This is a genomic window from Allobosea sp. P1_B10, assembly GCF_056406735.1.
On record NZ_JBFTZP010000003.1, the window covers coordinates 562,752 to 579,464 of the forward strand.

Here is a 16,713-nt window from a genome sequence, read left to right on the forward strand (position 1 = left end):
CCGTGATACCGGCGCTGGCATGTCCCACGAATGCAGTGCGAGCCACGAGATGTCTGATCTGATTGTCCCGGTGATCATCTGCGGTGGCGCGGGCTCGCGGCTCTGGCCGGCTTCACGCGAGGCCTTTCCGAAGCAGTTCATCGCGCTTCTGGGCGAGCAGTCGATGTTCCAGAAGACGCTCTCGCGCGTCAAAGGCGCAGATTTCACCGCGCCCGTGATCGTCACGCACGACGATTTTCGCTTTCTCGTGGCGAGCCAGATGCTCGCCATGGGCATGCAGGGCGACATGCTGCTCGAGCCGATGCGGCGCGATTCCGGCCCTGCCATTGCGGCGGCCGCGGCCTTCGTGCAGGCAAACCATCCCGGTGCGAGCATGATGGTCCTGGCATCCGACCATCTGGTGCTTGACGAGCCGGCCTTCCAGGCGGCGATCCGTACCGGCGCAGGCGCCGCCAAGGCCGGGCGTATCGTCACCTTCGGAATGATCCCCGATCAACCCGCAACCGGCTACGGCTATATCCAGCCGACCGCGTCCGAGGGCGCCGTGCGGACGGTCGAGCGCTTCGTCGAGAAGCCCGATGCCGACACGGCGGCGCGCTACATCGCCGAGGGCTATCTCTGGAACAGCGGCATGTTCCTGTTCCGCGCCGATGCCTTCCTGGCCGAACTCGGCCGTTTCGAGCCCGAAATCGTCAAGGCAGCAACTGATGCCGTCGCCCTGGCACAAACGGATATCGGCTTCGTCCGCCTCGACGCCGCCGCCTTCGAGAGCGCGCCGAAGAAGTCGGTCGACTATGCGCTGATGGAGAAGACCACGCTCGCCAGCGTCGTGCCGGCTTCGTTCGGCTGGTCCGATGTCGGCAACTGGTCGAGCGTCTGGGAGGCCTCGCCACGCGACGACAAGGGCAATGTCGCCAGCGGCGAGGTGGAGCTTTTCGACAGCACCAACTGCTACGTCCAGACCAGCGGCCCTCTGACCGTGCTGATCGGCATGGAGGACGCCGTGGTCGTCGTCGAGGACGATGCCGTGATGGTGACCCATCGCAGCCGGGCCGAGGCCGTCAAGGGCGCCTTCGAGACGCTCAAGCGCGCCTCCCATCCCAGCGTGATCTCGTCGCGCCGTGTCTACCGGCCCTGGGGCTATTACCAGACGCTCGATCTGGGCGAGCGCTTCCAGGTCAAGCGCATCCTGGTCGATCCCGGCCAGAAGCTATCGCTGCAGAGCCATCACCACCGCGCCGAGCACTGGGTCGTGGTCCAGGGCACGGCGATCGTGACCCGCGACAAGGAAGAGGTTCTGCTGCGGGAGAACGAGTCGATCTACCTGCCGCTCGGCTGCGTCCATCGCCTCGTCAACCCCGGAAAGATCCCGCTCGAGATCATCGAGGTCCAGTCCGGCAGCTATCTTGGCGAGGACGATATCGTCCGCTACGAGGACATCTACGCCCGAGTGTGATGGCGTTGGGGCAGCAGTTGATGCCCCCGGCGGCCATCCCCTTGCCCTGGCGGCCGGTTTCCACTACATCGCCCCTGTCCGAAGGGCCGTGATCCCATCACCGCCGGGGGCAGCCGTCATGGCTTGCTCCCGCGTCGTGTTGGAGACGGATCGTTCGGATACGGATCTGAATCGGCGGCAAAGCGCCGTCCGTTCCAGCCCAGACGCTTCATGCGCGGGCGGAAGCGGGCAGGCCTCTCGCGAGGCGCCGACGGTGACGACCCGGATCGCAGCACTAACCCAAGTAGCGCTTGCCGGTTCGAGCGGAGACGCAGCCGGCGTCAGGAGAATACATGTCAGCGGTTGATTTTAATTCGGGTCGCGAAGATTTCGCGTCCCTTCTCGAGGAATCCTTCGGCCAGAACGAAGCCCTCGAAGGTTCGGTCATCAAGGGCATCGTCGTCGCCATCGAGAAGGACATGGCGATCATCGATGTCGGCTTGAAGACCGAAGGGCGCGTCGCGCTCAAGGAATTCAACGGCCCCGGCCGTGACCAGGACATCAAGGTCGGCGACGAGGTCGAGGTCTATCTGGACCGGATCGAAAACGCGCTCGGCGAAGCCGTCATCTCGCGCGACAAGGCTCGCCGCGAGGAGAGCTGGGTCAAGCTCGAGAAGGCCTTCGAGGCCCGCGAGAAGGTCTCCGGCGTTATCTTCAACACCGTCAAGGGTGGTTACACCGTTGACCTCGACGGCGCCGTGGCCTTCCTGCCGCGTTCGCAGGTCGACATCCGCCCGATCCGCGACGTCGGCCCGCTCATGGGTCAGCCGCAGCCCTTCGAGATCCTCAAGATGGATCGTCGCCGCGGCAACATCGTCGTGTCGCGTCGCACCGTGCTCGAAGAGACCCGCGCCGAGGCTCGCTCCGAGCTCGTGGCTTCGCTCGAAGAGGGCCAGGTCATCGACGGCGTCGTCAAGAACATCACCGAATACGGTGCGTTCGTTGACCTCGGCGGCATCGACGGCCTGCTGCACGTCACCGACATGGCCTGGCGCCGCGTCAACCATCCGTCCGAGGTTGTGACCATCGGCCAGACGGTCAAGGTCAAGATCATCAAGATCAACCAGGACACGCACCGCATCTCGCTCGGCATCAAGCAGCTGCTTGCTGATCCGTGGGATGGCATTGCCGCCCGTTACCCCGTCGGTGCGCGCCTCAAGGGTCGCGTCACCAACATCACGGACTACGGCGCGTTCGTCGAAGTGGAGCCGGGCATCGAAGGCCTCATCCACGTCTCCGAGATGTCTTGGACCAAGAAGAACGTCCACCCCGGCAAGATCGTGTCGACCTCGCAGGAAGTCGACGTCGCGATCCTCGAGGTCGATCAGGTCAAGCGCCGCATCTCGCTGGGTCTCAAGCAGACCCTGCGCAACCCCTGGGAGGTCTTCGCGGAGACCCATCCGAGCGGTGCGGTCGTCGAAGGCGAAGTCAAGAACAAGACCGAATTCGGCCTGTTCCTGGGTCTCGAAGGCGACATCGACGGCATGATCCATCTCTCCGATCTCGACTGGAACCGTCCGGGCGAGCAGGTCATCGAGGAATACAAGAAGGGCGATATGCTTCAGGCTGTCGTTCTCGATGTGGACGTCGAGAAGGAGCGTATCTCGCTCGGCCTGAAGCAGCTCGGCGGCGATCCCTTCGTGGATGCCGGTGAGTTCAAGAAGGGCCAGGTCGTGACCACCGAGGTCATCGAGGTCAAGGAAGCCGGTCTCGACGTCAAGATCGTCGGCACCGACATGACCACCTTCATCAAGCGCGCCGAAATCGCACGCGAGCGCTCCGAGCAGCGCCCCGAGCGCTTCGCGGCTGGCGAAAAGGTCGACGCTCGCGTCATCCTGTTCGACAAGAAGGCCCGCAAGATCCAGGTCTCGATCAAGGCTCTGGAAATGGCCGAAGAGAAGGAAGCAATGGCTCAGTTCGGCTCTGCCGACTCCGGCGCTTCGCTCGGCGACATCCTGGGCGCCGCCCTCAAGAAGGCCGGCACCGACAAGAAGTGATTGTTCGGCTGCTTCGGCAGCCGGCCCATCAGACCAGCCCGCGCGGAGCAATCCGCGCGGGCTTTTGTTTCGGCTCTGTCCGTCATTCCCGGGCGGAGCGAAGCGCAGATCCGGGAAGCTCGTCGACCAGAAGACGCTGGTCTCCGAGACCGTCGGGTCGAGCCCGACAATGATGCAGAGAAGCAGGACCACCACCATGACCACCGCGGCGATCGGCATCGATTTCGGCACCACCAACAGCGTCGTCGCACTGGCCCGTGCCGACGGCTCGGTCGAGACCCGCTCCTTCGCCACGCAGGGCGGGGCGGTCGATGCCTATCGCTCGGCGCTGATGTTCTGGCGCGAGGGCCGGCCGCCCAAGACCCATATCGCCCATGTCAGCGGTCCCGACGCGCTCGACATGGCGCTCGGCATGACCACCGAGCACCGCTTCCTGCAGTCGCTCAAGACCCATCTTTCGAGCCGCGCCTTCCAGGAGACGCGCCTGTTCGGCAAGCTTTTCCAGCTCGAGGACCTGATCGGCGTCTTCCTCAGCGACCTGACCAACGGGCTCGACGACCTCGCCACCACCCCGCTCGTTTCTGGACGTCCCGTCGTCTTCGCCGGCGATCGTCCCGACGAGGAGCTCGCGCTCGGGCGGCTGACGCGCTCCTATGCCAAGGCCGGGATGCCGACCGTCGACTTCGCCTATGAGCCGCTGGGCGCCGCCTATTGGTACGCCCGTGACCTGAAGCAGCCGCAGACCATGCTGGTCGCGGACTTCGGCGGCGGCACCAGCGACTTTTCCGTGATGCGCTTCGAGCCCGGCGGGGCGGGGCGGCTGGACGCGATCCCGCTGTCCCATTCCGGCGTCGGCGTCGCCGGCGACACGTTCGACTATCGCATCATCGAACACGCGATCTCACCGCGCCTGGGCAAGGGCACGGATTATCGCTCCTTCGAGAAGCTCCTGCCGATCCCGGCGCATTACCACGCCGCCTTCGCACAATGGCACCGGCTCTCGCTGATGAAGAGCCGCGAGACCATGGCCGAGCTCAAGGCCCTGATCCGCGACGCAGTCGAGCCCGGGAAGGTAGAGGATCTGCTGACCGTGATCGAATATGATCTGGGCTATGAGCTCTATCGTGCCGTCTCCGCGACCAAGATCGCGCTGTCGGCCCATGACGAGACCACGCTGAGCTTCCGCCAGATGGATGTCGAGATCGAGAGCGTGATCAAGCGCAGCGATTTCGAGCGCTGGATCGCCGATGATGTCGGCGCGATCGAGACCGCGCTCGACAAGGCGTTGGCGGAAGCCAATGTCTCTGCAGGCTCGATCGAGGCCGTGTTCATGACCGGCGGCACCTCGCATGTGCCGGCCGTGCGGGCGCTGTTCGACCGTCGCTTCGGCGCATCGCGTGTTCATATCGGCGACGCCTTCCGGTCGGTGGCGAGCGGGCTTGCGTTGCTCGCCTTGGACCGGGCGCGCGCCGGCGTCGCGGCCTGAGCCGTTCGCGTCCGCATCCTCCTGCCTTGCCCCTCCGGCGAGGCGGGACTACACCACCAACCCGAAGCCGACAGGAGCGCATGATGTCGTCCGATGCCGATCTGCTCGCAGACCGTCGCAGCCTGCGGCGAAAACTGACGCTCTGGCGGCTGCTCGCCGCCTTTGGCGTCGTCGCCGCCGCAATCGTCGCAGGGCTCGCCTGGACAGGGCGGGCGCCTGGCACGATCTCCCAGGCCCATATCGCGCGCGTCACGATTTCCGGCTTCATCTCCGGCGACAGGCGCACGCTCGAGCTGATCAAGTCGCTCGAGGAGAGCCGTGCGGCGGCGGTCCTGGTCAAGATCGACAGCCCTGGCGGCACCGTCACGGGGTCCGAGGCCCTCTACGACGCCCTGCGCCTGCTTGCCGCCAAGAAGCCGGTGGTGGCCGTGGTCGATGGCCTCGCGGCGTCGGGCGGCTATATCGCGGCGATGGGTTCGGACCGCATCGTCGCTCGCCAGACCTCCCTGGTCGGGTCGATCGGCGTGCTCTTCCAGATCCCCAATGTCGGCCAGCTCATGAACACGATCGGCGTCAAGCTCGAGGAGGTGAAGTCGAGCCCCCTCAAGGCCGCGCCGAACGGTTTCGAGCCGACCTCGCCCGAGGCGAGGGCCGCACTGCAGCGCGTCGTCGACGACAACTACGACTGGTTCAAGCGGCTGGTCCGCGAGCGCCGCAAGCTCGCCGAGACCGAGATCTCCATCGTCTCCGACGGGCGCGTGCATTCGGGGCGGCAAGGCCTCGCCCTGAAGCTCGTCGACGAGATCGGCGGCGAGCCGGAGGCCATCGCCTGGCTCGAACGCGAGAAGGGCGTCGCCAAGGATCTCAAGGTCCGCGACTGGCGCCGCCGCAGCGAATCCTCGTCCTTCAATCTATGGAGCATGAGCGAGTCGCTTGCCCGTGCGGCAGGCTTCGAGGCCGCAGCCTCGATCATTGCCCGTGCTGCCGAGCAGCCTGTCGGTTTGCGGCTTGACGCGCCTCTGGCGCTCTGGCAGCCTGCAGGCGAAAAGTGACGTTGAAACAAGCGGTTATATTGGAACAATGATCAAATCCGAACTCGTTCAACGCATCGCCGAGCGCAACACCCATCTCTATCAGCGCGACATCGAAAACATCGTCACCGCCATCCTCGACGAAGTCGTCAAGGCACTGGGCCGCGGCGACCGTGTCGAGTTACGCGGCTTTGGCGCCTTCTCGCGCAAGGCGCGCTCGGCCCGCATCGGCCGCAACCCCCGCACGGGCGACGCGGTCGAGGTCGAGGAGAAGTTCGTGCCGGTCTTCAAGACCGGCAAGGAATTGCGCCTGAGGCTCAACGGCAAGGCTTGACGCCTCTCTCGGCCCTCATCCCGAGGCACCGCGATGTGCGGCGTCGCGTCCTGTCGGAACGGCGCCCAGGACGAGGGCTCGCGATAGTCGCGGAAAGGACAGTCGCATGAAATCCTTCTTCAAGGCCCTGATCATCGTGCCGGTCGCTTTGCTGACGGTGCTGTTCTCTGTCGCCAATCGTGCGCCCGTGCGGGTCTCCTTCGACCCCATCAGCCGCGATGCGCCGACCCTGGCCTACGACCTCCCGCTTTTCGTCATCGTCCTGGCTGCGCTGGCGGTCGGTATCCTGCTCGGCGGGTTCGCCGCCTGGCTCGCTCAGGGCAAGCATCGCAAGGCGGCGCGCCGCAATCGTCGCGAGGTCGAAACCCTGCGCGGAGAGACGCAGATGCTGCGCTCGGCCGTGCCCGATTCCGCGCTGCCGGCGCTGACAAGTGGTCGCAATTGATGAAGCTCTTCAACTCCGCGGACGTCGACGCCGCGCTGAATTTCGCTGGCCTTATCGACACTCTCGACACAGCCTTTCGCTCCGAGGCGGTGACGCCGCCGCGCACGCAGCACGACGTCAAGCGTCCCGACGGCGACCCCGCCGTGCTGCTCGTGATGCCGGCATGGAGCGCGCCCGACGCCGCGACGCCCTATCTCGGCACCAAGATCGTCTCGGTCTTCTTCGGCAACGGCAAGCGCAACCTGCCCGGCGTGATGGGCGCCTACCTGCTGATGGATGGCGAGACCGGCACGCCGCTCGCTGTCATGGACGGCAATCGCCTGACCCTGTGGCGCACGGCCGCCGCGTCGGCGCTCGCAGCGCGCTACATGACGCGCGAGGATGCCAGCCGGATGCTGATGGTCGGCGCTGGCGCGCTCGCGCCCTTCCTGATCAAGGCCCACCGCGCGGTTCGCCCGCTGACCGACATCGCGATCTGGGCGCGCAGGCCGGAAGCTGCCATCGCGGTTGTCGAGGAATTGGCGCGCGACGGAATCGACGCGCGCGCTGTCACCGATCTTGAGGGGGAGGTCCGCACGGCAGACCTGATCTCCTGTGCGACCAACGCGACCGAGCCGCTGATCCACGGCAAGTGGCTGAAGCGCGACGCCCATCTCGACCTGATCGGCGCCTTCACCATGCACATGCGCGAGGCTGATGCCGAGGCTCTCCACCGCGCCCGTGTCATCGTCGATTCCCACAAGGCGGTCGGGGAGGGCGGCGACGTCGCGATCGCTATCGCCGAGGGCTCCTACAGCGAGGACCGCATCGCCGGCACGCTGGCCGATCTCTGCCATGGCCGGATCGTGGGCCCCGCCGAGGATGGCGGGATCACGCTGTTCAAGTCGGTCGGCGTGTCGCTCGAGGACCTTGCGGCGGCGATATCCGTCTGGGAGCAGTCGACAGCCGCCTGACCGGAGGCGAGATCAGACCCGGACGGGAACGCCGCCGATGGCGCCAAGCAGCCACAGCACGACGACGATGGCGAGCACGAGGCCGAGCACGCCGCCCAGCCCTGCCGTGCCGTAGCTGCGATGTCCGTAATAGCCGCCGCCGCCGAGAAGAATGATCAGCAAGACGATGATCAGGACCGTGGACATGGCAGTTCCTCCAAAACCGCGTCGCAGCCTGGCGCGGCGACTGGGATTGCGGAGAGAACGTCCGGCCCGTCAGCCCGGTTCCACTCGCGCGGCTATTCGGCCCTGATCCCGACCTCCCTGATCAACTCGCCCCATTTCTTCTGTTCGCTCAGCACGAAGGCGGCGAGTTCAGCCGGGGAGTTGCCGACAGGCTCCGCCGCGAGCACGTCCATCTTGGCCCGGACGCCCGTATCGGCGATCGCTGCCTTCGTCGCCGCCTGAACCTTGTCGATCACGGCCTGCGGCGTCTTGGCGGGTCCAAACAGCGCGAACCACGACGAGACGTCGAAGCCGGGCACGAGCTCTGCGATCGGCGCGAACTCCGAGGCGGTCGGTGAGCGCCGCGCCGTGGTCACGCCGAAACCGCGGATCGTGCCGGCGCGCGCCTGCGGCAGGGCGGAGGTGATGTTGTCGAACATCAGGTCGACGCGCCCGCCGATCAGGTCCTGGATCGCCTGTGCTGAGCCGCGATAGGGCACATGGACCATCTTGGTGCCGGTGAGCTTCTGGAAGAGCTCGCCAGCGAGGTGGATCGAGGTGCCGACTCCCGAGGATGCATAGGTCAGCTTGCCGGGATTGGCCTTGGCATAGGCGATGAGTTCGGCCGTATCCTTGACCGGCAGGTCCTTGCGGACGACCAGTAGGTTCGGGACCATCGCGACCATGGTGATCGGCGCAAAGTCCTTGAGCGGATCGTAATTGACCTTGCTGTAGAGGAAGGGATTGGCGACCAGCCCCACCGACACGATCAGCAGCGTGTCGCCATTGGGCTCGGCCCGCGCCACGGCCTCGACGCCGATATTGCCGCCGGCGCCGGGGCGGTTCTCGACCACGATATTGGTTCCCCAGCCATGTCCGGCCTTGTCGGCCACGAGCCGGCCGAGGATGTCTGTCGCACCGCCCGGCGTGAACGGTACGACGAGCTTCAGCGTCCGTCCCTCCGGCCAGTTGCCTTGCGCGAAGCTGGCATCGGGCAGCGCGAGGATCGCGCCAAGGCCGCCGAGCAGCGCGCGCCGGTCGATTGGGAAATCGGTCATGGTCATCTCTCCCCGTTGCAGTTTGCGCGGAACGTTGCGCCCGCTTGCCGCCTGAAAATCGAGGCTGACGGCCCGGTCGAAGCTTGTCCAGAGGGTAATCAGTTGAACAGGACGCGCTTGACCTTTGCCCCTTGACGCGGCGAGTCTGCGCTCATGCGCGCACTCCTTCGTCGAATCACGCCCCTGTTGCTGCTGGCAGTGGCTGTCTTCATCTCGTCGCTGGCACAGGCCCAGGACACCGCTGACCAGGAGGCAAAGCGCCGGGCCGCCAACATCGCTGCGTTCCCGGATGCCGCGCGCGCCCTGTTCGGGCAGAAGACGACGCCTGCCAACATGCGCGCGCGCGCGATCGGCTCCTACGCGAAAGGCTGCCTGGCCGGCGCGACGGCGATGCCGGTCGATGGGCCGAGCTGGCAGGTGATGCGGCAGAACCGCCAGCGCAACTGGGGCCACCCGGTCCTGATCGACTACCTCGAGGGGTTCGCCAGGGACGTACCTGCGATCAATGGCTGGCCAGGCCTGCTGATCGGCGACATCTCGCAGGCGCGCGGCGGCCCGATGCTGACCGGACATGCCTCGCACCAGATCGGACTCGACGCCGATCTCTGGCTGACCCCGATGCCGAGGGGCAAGCTCGACGCCAACCAGCGCGAGAACATGTCCGCCGTCAACATGGCCCGTGCGGACTGGCGCGACGTCGATCCCAGGCACTGGTCATCGGCGCAGACCAAGCTGATCAAGACGGCGGCGGGCGATCCGCGCGTAGAGCGCATCTTCGTCAATCCGGCGCTGAAGGTCGCGCTCTGCCGCGAGGCCGGTGCCGACAGGGCCTGGCTCAACAAGGTTCGCCCGATCTGGGGCCACAACTATCACTTTCACATCCGCATGAGCTGCCCCGCCGGAATGGCGGGCTGCGTCGGCCAGGAGCCGCCGAACTTCGGCGATGGCTGCGGCGAGGAGCTGACGGGCTGGATCGAGCGCCAGCGGGCCGCGATCTTCGCGCCGCCCAAGCCACCGCGCACCGGTCCAGCCCCCAAGCCGAAGCCGCCGATGTCGCTGGATGCGCTGCCCGCCGAGTGCCGTCAGGTGCTGGTCTCGCGCTGAGAGCGGCCTGCGTTCAACGTCATCGCGAGCGCAGCGAAAGCAATCCAGGAGACGTAGGCCGTGAGGCCCTGGACCACTCCACGGCCGGTGCAGTCAGCCAATCCGGCTCGATCTCAGCGGCGCTGCGTCTTGCCCGGGCCATAGGCAAACGGGTCGTGCTGCGGCGTGATTGCCGGCTGGGCCTGGTCGTAGCCCTCCTGGTCGACCACCCCGGTGCCGTCGTCGTCGCCCACGATCATCTCCTCTGTGGGGGGCACCGAGCCCGGCAGCGTCAGCGGGCCGCGCTGCTCGCTGGGCAAGGGACGCGCCGAGAAGCCGGACTGCCTGCGCGGCGGGTTCAGCGGTTCGGTTCCGGGTTCGTCGATATAGCGCCGCTGCGCATCGAGGCTCTGGCCCTGCGTGCGGTTGTTCACGATCGGATAGCTGCCCTGCACGGCGCCCGGCGGACGCAGGCCGTCGCTGGGTTGTCGCAGCAGCGGTCCGCTGGCGACCATCGGTGCGGGCTGCCGGGGCGCCGGCTGCGCCGAGAGATAGGGGCGTGCAGGATCGGGCGGCTGCAGATTGTAGTTGGGCTCGTATTTGATGATCGGCTTGCAGATGTGGCGGCCCTTCGAGTGGCGCGCGAGATCGATGTGGAAATGATCGTAATGCATCGGGTCAGCGCCCGGCCCGAGCACGGTCGAGAAGTGCTGGCAGGCCCCGACAAAGACTTCACGCAAGAAGTTCTGCTCCTCGGGCGAGCCGCGCCAGCCATCCTTCACGGTGATGTTGCGCCCATCGTTCAGGCGGAAGGAGAACACGTCGACGGCATTGCCGAAGGCATGCTCGGAGGTGCGGCTCGTGGCCGTGCCGTTGTTCATGGCGCGGCAGGAATAGGAGCCCGCGCGCAGCTCGATGACCTGAGCCCCCAGCACGTTCTGGGCCGCCGGCTGCACGACCTCGGCCAGCCATTTGTCGGTGGTCGCAACGACGGGGCAGGACAGCGTCGCGGCGCTGGTCAGGCCGATTCCGCCATTGGAAAAGGCCGCGACCTTCAGCGGCTGCTCCATGCCGCAGGTGCCGGGCCCGTCGATCGCCTTGCCGCGCAGGCTGACATAGGACGAGATCTGGACCTGGCGGGATGCCATGCAGGCGGCCTCCGCCTGATCGCGCCAGGCGGCGCGCTGCGGTTTCTGGAATTTTCCGCACCCGGCGAGACCGGAACCGATGATGCCAAGAGCGATGAGGGCGAGATGAGAGCGTCGCATGACCGATCAAATGCGACCCGTTTGGTGAACGGTTTCTCAACCCGGTGAGCCCGCCGCGCCACAGCAGGATTAACTTTGGCGCGTCGGTTAACGGGAGGTTAGCGGCCCTTGTCATGCCCCGGAGGCCTAACCATGAGGCAGGCGCGGCGCTGGTGCAGGCACCACAGGCCATGCGACACAACGGAGCGATACGGAGATTTTCAAGGCATGACAGGCAAGGCCCGCATCATATTTCCCGTGTTGATGTCGGGCGTCATGGCGTTCCTGATGACGGCGCTGGTGACCTGGCTCAACCTCGGATTGCCTGCCGATTTCATGACGCGCTGGTTGCAGGCCTTCGCCATCGCCTGGCCCTGCGCGGCGGGAGCGGCCTTCGTTGCGATCCCGTTGGCGCGTCGCGGTACGGCGCTGATCCTCAAGCTGGTCGGAGAATAGCATGCTGAGCATCCGCGACATCGTCTCGCGCATTGCAACGGGGCAGACCACGCCACAGGCGGAACTCGCCCGCAGCGCCGGCCTGGTTGCGGCGCGCGAACCGGAACTGAAGGCTTTCGCCAGTCGCCCGGATGACATGCAGCCCGGCGTGGGACCGCTTGCCGGCATAGCCTGCGGCGTCAAGGACATCATCGACACCGCCGACCTGCCGACCCGGCAGGGCTCGTCGATCTACCGGGACTGGCTGCCCCGTGCAGACGCCGCGATCGTGATGGCGCTGAAGGCCGCCGGCGCGAGCGTCGCGGGCAAGACCCACACCACCGCCTTCGCCTTCCTCGACCCCGCGCCGACCCACAACCCGCACGATCCTGCCGCCAGCCCCGGCGGCTCCTCCGCCGGCTCGGCGGCAGCCGTCGCGGCCTGCGTGATCCCGCTGGCCATCGGGACGCAGACGGGTGGCTCGGTGATCCGACCGGCTTCCTATTGCGGGGTTGCAGGCATCAAGCCGTCGTTCGGGTTGCTGTCGACCGTGGGGGTCAAGACGTTTTCATGGACGCTCGACACGCTCGGATTGATGGCGTCGAGCGCCGACGATCTCGGGCTGGCAATGGCCGCGATCGCGCGCCGCCCCGAACTGGACACAGCCGCTGCTGACCTGCGGGGCCTGCGTATCGGCGTCACCGCGCAGGAGTTTGCCGGCGCGGCGGAACCGGCGTCGCTCGCTGCGTTGCGGCACCTGCGCGAGCGTGCAGGGGCTGCCGGTGCGATCATGGTCGACATCGAGACGCCTGACGCGCTGGCTGCGACCTTCCACGCGCATGGCCCGCTGCAGGCCTATGAGGCCACGCAGGCCCTGGCCTGGGAGTATGCCCGGCACCGCGACGCCTTGCCGCCCAAGCTGCGGGCCTATCTCGACGAGGCCAGCGAGACGACAGCCGAGCAGTATGACGAGGCGCGCCGCACCACCCATCGCGGCCGGCGCGCGGCGCATGACTTCTTCGCGGAAGTCGATGTCATGGTGAGCATCTCGGCGCCCGGCGAGGCGCCCGAGACCATGGCCTCGACCGGCGATTCCAAATTCAACCGGCTATGGACTTTGCTGGGCACGCCCTGCCTGACGATCCCGGTATTGCGCGGCGCGCGAAATCTTCCGGTCGGGATTCAGGTGATCGGCGCCTTCGGGGCAGATCAAAACGTCATTGCGGTGGCGAAGGCCTTGGAAAAGCTTTTCGACGCAAAGCGTTGACTTGTTTTGTCCCCAAATCATTTCAACGATTTAACCCCCTGTTAGCCATACTGTTCGATGCGCCGCAGTCTTGCCGCCTTCGTGCCCCCTTGCGGCCACGCGCGGTTCTGCTAGCGTAGGTGACAGGTCAATGACACAGGAGGATGTGATGAGCCTCACGCTACGTCTCGACCGGTTGGTCATGGGTGCAGCCTTCGCATTCATGATTGCGATCGTGCTGGGAGCGTTCTGACAGACGTCAGTCTCGCGTCGATAGGACCACAAGAGCCATCGAGAAACGCCGCCGGACAGAAATCCGGCGGCGTTTTTTCGTTCTATCCGCAGGTGAGGGCGAAGGGGTACCTCAGGTTTCGGGGCAGGGGCTCTCGGTGACCTGCCATGACATCATGTTGATCACACGCCCGCAGGCGGCCAGGCGACGCCCCTGCGTGGTGCGGATGCAGGACGTCGCGCCTTCCGCGATCTTGCGGCCGTCGTTCCAGCAGAAGCAGAGCGGTTCCGGGGCCTGCGCCAGCCGTGGCGGGTCGAGCGGCTGCGCGGTCTGGGCAGCGGCTTCGAACGTGGCGAGCAGGATTGCGGCGGTCAGCGCCGCCAGGCCGAAACGCCAGATTGTCCTCGCTGAGATCCCGCGCATGGCTCGGTCCCTCCGCGGCCGGTGCCGAGCCGGCCGGGCAGCCTTCAGTTTAGCACGGGATCGCAACCGGCCAAAGCTTTCCGAGAGACGGCCGCGCGCTCTGCCCGCGCCGTAGCGGGTCGTGCCGAGGCATCGCCGGCCGCATTGGAACGTCAAGAGCTGTCCCGCCTCTGGCGAGTACCATTGCAAAAGACTGATGCTATAGCGATCAATAGTCGGCCGCCGCCTGTCCGTTTGGAAATGGTGTGCGCTGCAATATTCTGCGTTTTTCAACCACGCTTGTTGGCGCCGGAAAAACCTTTGCACGATGTCCTTGAACTGGCGCCAACAATTCATGCGGCGCCCGCGTCACTTATGGACTTGCAAGGGAAAGCGCCCATGCCCATATTCGCGGCAACAGAGCCCGAGGGGGGCTTTCTTGGAGGACTCATGTCACTGATTTCGCTGTCCCGTCGTGGCCGTGTCATCGCCGTCTTTGCCGGCGCCCTGCTGCTCGCGCCCATCGTCGCTGAGGCGCGTCCGGGCGGCGGCAAGAGTTTTGGCAGCCGTGGCATGCGCACCCAGTCGGCGCCGGCCCCGACTGCGACCGCGCCCAATGGCGCCCAGCCTTTCCAGCGCAGCGCGACCCCTTCGCCGGCCGCTCCCTCGGCCGGCATGGCCGGGGCCGCGCAGGCAGCGCGCCCGTCAATGGCGCGCAACATGATGATGGGCATCGGCGCCGGCCTTCTCGGCGCGGGCCTGTTCGGCATGCTGTCGGGCTCCGGCTTCTTCAGCGGCCTGGCCTCGCTTGCCGGCATGATGGGCTTCCTGCTGCAGATCGCCCTGATCGGCGGCGCCATCTGGCTGGCCATGCGCTACTTCCGCCGCCGCAACGAGCCGCAGCTCGCCACCGCCGGTGGTCCGATGTCGCGCGAGGCCTATCAGTCGCAGCCTGAGCAGCCCCGCATGGCAGCAATGGGTGGCGGCATGGGCGGCGCTGCCGTGAAGGCAGTTCCGATCGAGCTTGGCGAGCAGGACTTCGGCCATTTCGAGCGCCTGCTCGGCGAGATCAACGCCGCCTACTCGAACGAGGATGAGGGTGGCCTTCGCCGGCTCGTCACGCCGGAGATGTTCGGCTATTTCGATGCCGATCTTTCGGAGAACGCGAAGAAGGGCTTCGTCGACCGCGTCTCGGACGTGAAGCTCCTGCAGGGCGATCTCTCGGAAGCCTGGCGCGAAGGCACGGCCGACTACGCCACCGTTGCGATGCGCTTCAGCCTGGTCAACGCTCTCTACGAGCGCGCCTCCGGCAAGGTGGTGGATGGCAACCCCAACGCCACCCAGGAGGTCACGGAGCACTGGACCTTCGTGCGCGAGCGTGGCGGTGACTGGAAGCTCTCGGGCATCCAGACCGCAGCCTGATCAGGCCGACCAGAGATACAGAGACGGCCGGGGCGACCCGGCCGTTTTGCGTTGTGGCCAGCTTTTGGGTGTCGCGGCTACGCGATCCGTCCTATATGCCGCCAATCGCATTCCCGCGCCGTCATCCCGGGTCTACGCTGCATTTCGCATGGGATGACACGTGGCTTCTTCCCCATCTGCCAGAGGATCACATTCCATGACCGACATGCGTCTCGTTGTCGTCGGCGCCGCCGGGCGCATGGGGCGGATGCTGATCAAAGCCATCTCGGAGACGCCGGGTTGCATGCTGTCTGCTGCGATCGAGCGCCCGGGCTCCTCCTTCATCGGCCAGGATGCAGGCGTCCTCGCCGGCTTGCCGGCCATAGGCGTGGCGGTGAGTGACGAGGCGCTGCCAGCCTTCGTCGAGGCGGAAGGCGTGCTCGACTTCACCACGCCTGACGCAACCGTCGCCTTTGCCACGCTGGCTGCGCAGGCCCGTATCGTCCACGTCGTCGGCACGACCGGTCTCGAGCCGCAGCACATCGCGAGGCTTGAGGCGGCCGGGCGCCATGCAGCCATCATTCGCTCCGGCAATATGAGCCTCGGCGTCAACCTGCTCGCCGCGCTCGTACGCAAGGTCGCGGCCACGCTGGGCACTGATTGGGACATCGAGATCCTCGAGATGCATCACCGCATGAAGGTCGATGCACCCTCTGGCACAGCCGTGATGCTGGGCGAGGCCGCAGCGCAGGGCCGGGCAGTCGAGCTCGCCGAGAGCCGTGTCGCGGTCCGCGACGGCCATACCGGCGCCCGCGCGCCGGGTACGATCGGTTTCGCCACGCTGCGTGGCGGCACGGTCGTCGGCGATCACAAGGTCGTCTTCGCCGGGGCCGGCGAGCGGCTTGAGCTCTCGCATATCGCCGAGGATCGGGGTCTGTTCGCGCAAGGAGCGGTCAAGGCGGCGCTGTGGGGCAGGGGTCGCAAGCCCGGGCTCTATGCGATGTCCGATGTGCTCGGCCTCGACAGTCTCTGAGCCGCTGCGATGACGCGCCTCGTCGTCGCGCCGGGCGTCGTGCATTGGCCCGGATACCTCGCGCCGACGCAGCAGGCGGCGCTCGTGGAGGAACTGCGTGAGGCCGCACGACAGGCGCCGTTCTTCCATCCGCGCATGCCCAAGACCGGCAAGCGGTTCTCCGTCCGCATGACCAATCTGGGCTCGCTCGGCTGGGTCTCGGACATCGACGGCTATCGCTACCAGCCGCTGCATCCCGAGACCTCGCAGCCCTGGCCGGCGATCCCGGATGTTCTGCTCGACACCTGGAAAGCCCTCTCTGGCTATCCGCATCCGCCAGAGGCCTGCCTCGTCAATTTCTACGAGGCGAGCGCCAGGATGGGCCTGCATCAGGATCGCGACGAGCAGGATTTCGACGCGCCCGTGCTGTCCCTGTCGCTCGGTGACACCGCCGTCTTCCGCATCGGCGGAACTACGCGCGGCGGCAAGACCGCCTCGCTCAAGCTCGCCTCTGGCGATGCGCTGCTGTTCGGCGGAGAGGCGCGGCTGGCCTATCACGGCATCGACCGGATTCTCGCTGGCTCGTCCGCCCTGCTGCCGCAGGGCGGCCGGATCAACCTGACCTTGAGGCGCGTCACCAGGCCGATCTGAG

Annotated in this window: 17 protein-coding genes; 13 read left to right on the forward strand and 4 right to left on the reverse strand. The window is 66.5% G+C overall.

What is annotated here, in order from left to right; genetic code table 11:
* Positions 1-49: 49 nt before the first annotated feature.
* The 7 genes from AC1D2L_RS10080 to lhpI all read left to right on the forward strand — a co-directional run bounded on the left by AC1D2L_RS10080 (position 50) and on the right by lhpI (position 7,741).
* Positions 50-1,456, forward strand: a complete 1,407-nt coding sequence (locus AC1D2L_RS10080) for a mannose-1-phosphate guanylyltransferase/mannose-6-phosphate isomerase (RefSeq protein WP_476845719.1) — start codon at positions 50-52, stop codon at positions 1,454-1,456.
* A 332-nt stretch (positions 1,457-1,788) separates the two neighbouring features.
* Positions 1,789-3,492 carry a 30S ribosomal protein S1 gene (gene rpsA / locus AC1D2L_RS10085; protein WP_476845720.1) on the forward strand — a complete coding sequence of 568 codons (1,704 nt, stop codon included), beginning with the start codon at positions 1,789-1,791 and terminating at the stop codon, positions 3,490-3,492.
* A 196-nt stretch (positions 3,493-3,688) separates the two neighbouring features.
* Complete coding sequence (locus tag AC1D2L_RS10090; RefSeq protein WP_476845721.1) at positions 3,689-4,978, forward strand: Hsp70 family protein; 1,290 nt, start codon at positions 3,689-3,691, stop codon at positions 4,976-4,978.
* 83 nt (positions 4,979-5,061) lie between these two features.
* Positions 5,062-6,030, forward strand: a complete 969-nt coding sequence (gene sppA, locus AC1D2L_RS10095; protein ID WP_476845722.1) for a signal peptide peptidase SppA — start codon at positions 5,062-5,064, stop codon at positions 6,028-6,030.
* A gap of 28 nt (positions 6,031-6,058) precedes the next feature.
* On the forward strand, positions 6,059-6,343 hold the full coding sequence (gene ihfB / locus AC1D2L_RS10100) for an integration host factor subunit beta (RefSeq protein ID WP_476845723.1): 285 nt from the start codon (positions 6,059-6,061) through the stop codon (positions 6,341-6,343).
* Positions 6,344-6,449: 106 nt separating this feature from the next.
* Positions 6,450-6,788: a LapA family protein gene (locus AC1D2L_RS10105; protein ID WP_476845724.1), complete on the forward strand. Its 339-nt coding sequence runs from the start codon at positions 6,450-6,452 to the stop codon at positions 6,786-6,788.
* Complete coding sequence (lhpI, locus tag AC1D2L_RS10110) at positions 6,788-7,741, forward strand: bifunctional Delta(1)-pyrroline-2-carboxylate/Delta(1)-piperideine-2-carboxylate reductase (RefSeq protein WP_476845725.1); 954 nt, start codon at positions 6,788-6,790, stop codon at positions 7,739-7,741. Before AC1D2L_RS10105 ends, lhpI begins: the two co-directional genes overlap by 1 nt.
* Positions 7,742-7,753: 12 nt before the next feature.
* Here the strand turns inward: lhpI and AC1D2L_RS10115 are convergent, their stop codons facing one another.
* Both AC1D2L_RS10115 and AC1D2L_RS10120 read right to left on the reverse strand, forming a co-directional pair.
* Positions 7,754-7,927, reverse strand: coding sequence for a DUF3309 family protein (locus AC1D2L_RS10115; RefSeq protein ID WP_476845726.1), 174 nt, complete (start codon positions 7,925-7,927; stop codon positions 7,754-7,756).
* Positions 7,928-8,019: 92 nt separating this feature from the next.
* Positions 8,020-9,003: a Bug family tripartite tricarboxylate transporter substrate binding protein gene (locus AC1D2L_RS10120; RefSeq protein WP_476845727.1), complete on the reverse strand. Its 984-nt coding sequence runs from the start codon at positions 9,001-9,003 to the stop codon at positions 8,020-8,022.
* Between the two features lie 153 nt (positions 9,004-9,156).
* Between AC1D2L_RS10120 and mepA the strand changes: the two genes are divergently transcribed.
* Complete coding sequence (mepA, locus tag AC1D2L_RS10125) at positions 9,157-10,107, forward strand: penicillin-insensitive murein endopeptidase (RefSeq protein WP_476845728.1); 951 nt, start codon at positions 9,157-9,159, stop codon at positions 10,105-10,107.
* A 113-nt stretch (positions 10,108-10,220) separates the two neighbouring features.
* Here the strand turns inward: mepA and AC1D2L_RS10130 are convergent, their stop codons facing one another.
* Positions 10,221-11,234, reverse strand: coding sequence for an extensin-like domain-containing protein (locus AC1D2L_RS10130; protein WP_476845729.1), 1,014 nt, complete (start codon positions 11,232-11,234; stop codon positions 10,221-10,223).
* A gap of 327 nt (positions 11,235-11,561) precedes the next feature.
* On the opposite strand from AC1D2L_RS10130, the gene AC1D2L_RS10135 reads away from it, so the two are divergent.
* Together AC1D2L_RS10135 and AC1D2L_RS10140 are read left to right on the forward strand one after the other, a co-directional pair.
* Entirely contained in the window at positions 11,562-11,789 is a 228-nt protein-coding gene (locus AC1D2L_RS10135) for a DUF2798 domain-containing protein (protein ID WP_476845730.1), read from the forward strand.
* Between the two features lies 1 nt (position 11,790).
* Positions 11,791-13,035 (forward strand): amidase, encoded by a 1,245-nt coding sequence (locus AC1D2L_RS10140; protein WP_476845731.1) that lies wholly within the window; start codon positions 11,791-11,793, stop codon positions 13,033-13,035.
* Positions 13,036-13,378: 343 nt separating this feature from the next.
* On the opposite strand, the gene AC1D2L_RS10145 is transcribed toward AC1D2L_RS10140, so the two are convergent.
* A complete protein-coding gene (locus AC1D2L_RS10145) occupies positions 13,379-13,669 on the reverse strand; it encodes a hypothetical protein (RefSeq protein WP_476845732.1) in 291 nt (96 codons plus the stop codon).
* A gap of 429 nt (positions 13,670-14,098) precedes the next feature.
* Between AC1D2L_RS10145 and AC1D2L_RS10150 the strand changes: the two genes are divergently transcribed.
* The 3 genes from AC1D2L_RS10150 (at position 14,099) to AC1D2L_RS10160 (ending at position 16,712) form a co-directional block, all read left to right on the forward strand.
* Positions 14,099-15,070 carry a Tim44 domain-containing protein gene (locus tag AC1D2L_RS10150; protein WP_476845733.1) on the forward strand — a complete coding sequence of 324 codons (972 nt, stop codon included), beginning with the start codon at positions 14,099-14,101 and terminating at the stop codon, positions 15,068-15,070.
* A 205-nt stretch (positions 15,071-15,275) separates the two neighbouring features.
* Positions 15,276-16,082, forward strand: coding sequence for a 4-hydroxy-tetrahydrodipicolinate reductase (dapB, locus tag AC1D2L_RS10155; protein WP_476845851.1), 807 nt, complete (start codon positions 15,276-15,278; stop codon positions 16,080-16,082).
* A gap of 9 nt (positions 16,083-16,091) precedes the next feature.
* Positions 16,092-16,712: an alpha-ketoglutarate-dependent dioxygenase AlkB family protein gene (locus AC1D2L_RS10160; protein WP_476845734.1), complete on the forward strand. Its 621-nt coding sequence runs from the start codon at positions 16,092-16,094 to the stop codon at positions 16,710-16,712.
* The last annotated feature ends 1 nt before the right edge of the window (position 16,713 follow it).

What these genes read in the sequence shown, in the direction of transcription:
- AC1D2L_RS10080 (WP_476845719.1), top strand. Translation starts at nt 50, where the DNA reads ATGTCTGATCTGATTGTCCCGGTGATCATCTGCGGTGGCGCGGGCTCG.
- rpsA (WP_476845720.1), top strand. Translation starts at nt 1,789, where the DNA reads ATGTCAGCGGTTGATTTTAATTCGGGTCGCGAAGATTTCGCGTCCCTT.
- AC1D2L_RS10090 (WP_476845721.1), top strand. Translation starts at nt 3,689, where the DNA reads ATGACCACCGCGGCGATCGGCATCGATTTCGGCACCACCAACAGCGTC.
- sppA (WP_476845722.1), top strand. Translation starts at nt 5,062, where the DNA reads ATGTCGTCCGATGCCGATCTGCTCGCAGACCGTCGCAGCCTGCGGCGA.
- ihfB (WP_476845723.1), top strand. Translation starts at nt 6,059, where the DNA reads ATGATCAAATCCGAACTCGTTCAACGCATCGCCGAGCGCAACACCCAT.
- AC1D2L_RS10105 (WP_476845724.1), top strand. Translation starts at nt 6,450, where the DNA reads ATGAAATCCTTCTTCAAGGCCCTGATCATCGTGCCGGTCGCTTTGCTG.
- lhpI (WP_476845725.1), top strand. Translation starts at nt 6,788, where the DNA reads ATGAAGCTCTTCAACTCCGCGGACGTCGACGCCGCGCTGAATTTCGCT.
- AC1D2L_RS10115 (WP_476845726.1), bottom strand. Translation starts at nt 7,927, where the DNA reads ATGTCCACGGTCCTGATCATCGTCTTGCTGATCATTCTTCTCGGCGGC.
- AC1D2L_RS10120 (WP_476845727.1), bottom strand. Translation starts at nt 9,003, where the DNA reads ATGACCGATTTCCCAATCGACCGGCGCGCGCTGCTCGGCGGCCTTGGC.
- mepA (WP_476845728.1), top strand. Translation starts at nt 9,157, where the DNA reads ATGCGCGCACTCCTTCGTCGAATCACGCCCCTGTTGCTGCTGGCAGTG.
- AC1D2L_RS10130 (WP_476845729.1), bottom strand. Translation starts at nt 11,234, where the DNA reads ATGGCATCCCGCCAGGTCCAGATCTCGTCCTATGTCAGCCTGCGCGGC.
- AC1D2L_RS10135 (WP_476845730.1), top strand. Translation starts at nt 11,562, where the DNA reads ATGACAGGCAAGGCCCGCATCATATTTCCCGTGTTGATGTCGGGCGTC.
- AC1D2L_RS10140 (WP_476845731.1), top strand. Translation starts at nt 11,791, where the DNA reads ATGCTGAGCATCCGCGACATCGTCTCGCGCATTGCAACGGGGCAGACC.
- AC1D2L_RS10145 (WP_476845732.1), bottom strand. Translation starts at nt 13,669, where the DNA reads ATGCGCGGGATCTCAGCGAGGACAATCTGGCGTTTCGGCCTGGCGGCG.
- AC1D2L_RS10150 (WP_476845733.1), top strand. Translation starts at nt 14,099, where the DNA reads ATGTCACTGATTTCGCTGTCCCGTCGTGGCCGTGTCATCGCCGTCTTT.
- dapB (WP_476845851.1), top strand. Translation starts at nt 15,276, where the DNA reads ATGCGTCTCGTTGTCGTCGGCGCCGCCGGGCGCATGGGGCGGATGCTG.
- AC1D2L_RS10160 (WP_476845734.1), top strand. Translation starts at nt 16,092, where the DNA reads ATGACGCGCCTCGTCGTCGCGCCGGGCGTCGTGCATTGGCCCGGATAC.